At 63.2% G+C, this 4,056-nt stretch carries 3 protein-coding genes; 2 read left to right on the forward strand and 1 reads right to left on the reverse strand.

What is annotated here, in order from left to right; translation table 11 throughout:
• A partial coding sequence (locus AC3AYF_RS18820; RefSeq protein ID WP_487780181.1) for a mechanosensitive ion channel domain-containing protein occupies positions 1-1,970 on the reverse strand: 1,970 nt, incomplete at its 3' end.
• A 414-nt stretch (positions 1,971-2,384) separates the two neighbouring features.
• Here AC3AYF_RS18820 and AC3AYF_RS18825 point away from each other — a divergent pair.
• Together AC3AYF_RS18825 and AC3AYF_RS18830 are read left to right on the forward strand one after the other, a co-directional pair.
• A complete protein-coding gene (locus tag AC3AYF_RS18825; RefSeq protein ID WP_295039344.1) occupies positions 2,385-3,086 on the forward strand; it encodes a tetratricopeptide repeat protein in 702 nt (233 codons plus the stop codon).
• A partial coding sequence (locus AC3AYF_RS18830) for an alginate O-acetyltransferase AlgX-related protein (RefSeq protein WP_487780182.1) occupies positions 3,070-4,056 on the forward strand: 987 nt, incomplete at its 3' end. The genes AC3AYF_RS18825 and AC3AYF_RS18830, both read left to right, overlap by 17 nt.

A 4,056-nucleotide genomic window follows, 5' to 3' on the forward strand; every position in this document is an offset into this window, starting at 1 on the left:
TACTCGCCGACGTGATTGCCAAATTCGCGCATGTAGTTGGACACCGTGTCGACCGACGAGAACGGCACGATATGGTAGGTACCCGACAGGTCGCGGATCGCCACCGAGCGGATGCTGACGCGCTCGGCGGTACCGGTGATGCCGCCCACGGTGACCACGTCGCCAGTGTTCATGGCGTTCTCGAGCTGGATGAAGACACCGGTGATGACGTCCTGCACCAGCTTCTGGGCGCCGAAACCGATGGCCAGGCCCAGTACCCCGGCGCCGGCGATGAGCGGCCCGATATTGATCCCGATCTGCGACAGCACGATCATCAGCGTCATGATCACCAGCGTGATGGCCAGGGCGTTGCGGAACAGGCTCATCAGGGTCTTGGCTCGCGCGGTGGGAGCGCCGCCACCCGTGTCCGGATTGAGATAGTTCTCGATCAGGCTGGCCAGGCCAATCCAGACCATCGCGGCAATGATCAGGATCAGGATGACCTGGATCACCGTCGCGACGGTGTGCGATCCCGCATCACTGGCGTACCAGGCGGCGAGATTGAAGGCTTTCCAGGCGTCGAGCGTGTACATCACCACGGCGATCAGGATGATGGCGCGGATGATCTTCAGCAGCGTCGGGATGTAGGAGTTCAGCCGGGCCTCGAGCAGCGGCAGGCGGGTGCGCATGTTGTCGCCGAGGTCGATGCGTCGCCCGATGAGCTGGGTCAGAATGCTGGAAACCAGCATGCCGACGCCGACGTAGATGATCGTCTTGAGCGTTGCGATCAACACGAATGGCAGCGCCGTCTCGGGATGCAGCAGGGTGACGGCGAACACCATGATGGCGTAGAGCAGGGCGACGATGTGCCAGGTCCGTGCGAACAGCCGAAGTGCCACGCGTGAGGCGGACATCTGGGCCGCGTCGGCCTTGGCGATGATCATGTCGCGGACGCCGTTACGGTTCTTGAGGATCACGCCTATTGCCCAGATCAGCGCGATGAGCATGATCAATACGCTCACGGCCTTGCCGAACGCGAGTGAGAGATTGGTATTGAGAATCGGTACCGCGACCAGCATGCCGTAGCCGACGAAACCGGCCAGCATTGCCAGGAAGCGGTTGCAGCGTCTTGCCTGAGCGGCCTCGATCGATACCAGGCGCAACCCTTCGTGGTGCGACGAGAAGAGAATGCGCAGCGCGCACTTGAACAGCTCGATCATCAGGAAGGCGTTGAGGAACAGCGAGAATCGGGTATTGAGGTTGCCGCTCTCCCCGACAAGGAAGGTCGCGACCAGATTGCCGGCCACGTAGGCGAGCACGACGACGATGACGTCGACGACGGCTGCCAGTACCACGGCGACGATGACCCGCAGCAGATGGCTGCGTCCGCCGCCATGCAAGGCCCATTGACTGAACTTCGAAAACAGCGGGCTCGCGATCCGGCGCAGAATCAGGAAGGCGGCGACGGTCGCGACGATGACCAGCGCGAGATCGATCGCCGCACTGAGGAAATCGCTCATGCTGAATGAGGGACCGCTGCTTGCCGCGGCGTCTCCGCTGGTGAAGAAGCCACCGATCATGGTGGCCAGGCTGGTGAACTGCCCGCCGATGTCACCCGCGATATCGCTGGTCATCTGCGCCATTCTGCGGGGGAAGGAGGCCGTGGCGGGGGAGCTCTCGCCACTGTCGCTCGCCGCCGTCGATCCCTGGCCGCTCTGGGAGGTCTCGCTGGCGCCATCGCCGGATTCCTGGGCGCCGCTCTGCTGGGTATCGCCGGATTCCTGCTGCGCGGCCAACTCCCGCAACTGGTCGATCAGCGCCTGACGCGACTGCGAGTCTTCGAGCAAGTCCGCCATGGTGGAATAAGCCGGACCACCCTGAGCATTCTGCCCTTCGGAGCCACTTTCCTGAGCCAGTGCCGGCGCGGCGAATATCAAAAGTAGTAGCAATAGCCAGCGACTGAGCCAGCGATCGGGGCGAAGGACTGTCAAGCTCCAACCTCCTTGTCTTATGGATGGATCGATCGGGCAGTGTTGCACCCACCCGACCGTCGGTAGGGTAACACTTTATCGTTTGGTACAAACTGACGCGTCCATCGGGACCACGGCGATCCTATGAGGCTAGCCGATCTGATCGAGCTTTCCAGGGCTTCGGCAGTGAGGTTCGACCCGGATCCCGTTGTCTCTGCCGGCGAACGCCTGCCTGGTGGATGCTGGAGGAGGGCCGGCGGTGAGGGCGTCATTCCTGAGGATCCATGACAAAGTTCATGCTCGGCGGGCGATGTCGGGCCAGTTGGAGGCTGCGATATAGTCGGGATGAACCAGCGGGCCCGGGCAGCGTGATTTCGCGATTCGCCGGCAGCGTCGTTTCCGGAACTCCCCGTTGCACGCCACTATGGAGCTGTCATGCATTCATTCTCTTTTGCCGAACGTCTCGAGCGCACTCCCGAGCTGGTGGCCGAAGCGACGACGCGGCTGGATCGCCAGGATTTTGACGGCGCCATCTCGTTGCTGGAGCCCGCGTTTCGAGCCGGAATCGATAGCCTGGAACTTGCTCGGGCGTTGATGCAGGCCTACGAGGGCGCGGGTGAAACCGCCAAGCAGGAAGCCTTGATGGCTGTCGTGCTGCAGAAATCCCCCCAGCCGCCACTCAAGCTGAGTATCGCTTATGCCGAGGCGGCGATGACCCGTGGTGACTGGTCCGCCGCGGCCGAGAGGTGGCAATCGATACTCGATCACCAGGCGGCCTTTCCTCCGCAGGTCTATCTGCGTCAGGCGCGGGCCATGCTCGCGGCGAAGCAGTTCGCGGCGGCGCTTCGCACGGTGGACCTGGCGCTGGAAGAACGCCCCAACGACCCCGTGTTGATGGATCTCAAGAGCGTCATCGCCAGTCAGAAGGCAAGAAAGTACCAGGTGATGGTCCAGCCACTGCCGGCAGCGCACGCGCTGCATTGGGAGGCCATCGACGGCCAACGCCAGATTGCGACACTCGAAGCCTTCCGGCTATCGGATCCGGGGGCGGGTCGATGGGCAACCCGACCGGCAGCCCGGACTGGTCGCCACCTACCCCGATGGCGTTTCGTCCCTGGTCTTGCGGGAGCCGCATGAGGGGAGGAGTGCCGGCGCCTGGGAATTCGAGCACTCACTGGATATCTCCGCGGGAGTGACCCTGGGCGTTCGTCGCGAGAATGGCGAGTTGCAGCAGTGCGTGAGCTTGTCGATCGCACCGGTGATGGAGGTCGTCGAGGGACGGGAGGGGTGGCTGTTCCTCGCCAACGACGCCAACGCGAGTATCGACCAGTTCACGGGCAAGAAGCGCCTGAGCGATGAGGAGATGTCACAGTGGCAGCGCTTCGCTGCCGAACTCGGGCCGCTCCAGCGGCAGCGCTCCCTGCTGTTCCTGATCGCCAACTCCAAGGAGAAGGTCAGGCCGGAACATTATCCCTACGAAGGAGCCGAACTCACCATCACCGAACAGGTGTCGACGCTGCTGGAGCAGGGCGGGGTGGATTACTGCAACCCCATTGCCGCGATGCGGGCGATACCGGATAGCTACTATCCCACGGACACCCACTGGAGCGGTCGCGGTGCCTATCTCGCCTTTGCCGCCTGCATGCGCCACTTCGGGTTCGACGATGACTTCGAGTCGCAATATGCCTTCGAGCAGCGGGAGGTGGTGGGCGACCTGGGGTCGAAGCGGGAGCCCCCGGCCAAATCCCCGTCCACCGTTGCCGTCTTCCGGGGAAAGAGCGGCGTATTCTGCCGTTTTTCCAATTGTCTGCCGGGAACCGGCAATATCACGATTTTCGAGAACCCCCGGCCGCTTTACGCTCGAACCCTGGTCGTCTTCGGAGGATCGTCGGCGGGCGCGGGCGGGTTCGCGACGCTGTTTGCCAACGTCTTCCGGCGGGTCGTCGTGGTCAATCTACCCGGCAGCTACGTACATGAGATCGTCGATCGCGAAGCCGCGGACCATGTGATCCTGCAGACCAACGAGCGTTACCTGGCAACACCCGGACGGATCGTGAAGACGCTGGCCGAGGCCGAGCTCGATCGGGTGACGCGTGCGATGCCGGCG

Source organism: Salinicola sp., from assembly GCF_982684285.1.

What these genes read in the sequence shown, in the direction of transcription:
- AC3AYF_RS18825 (WP_295039344.1), top strand. Translation starts at nt 2,385, where the DNA reads ATGCATTCATTCTCTTTTGCCGAACGTCTCGAGCGCACTCCCGAGCTG.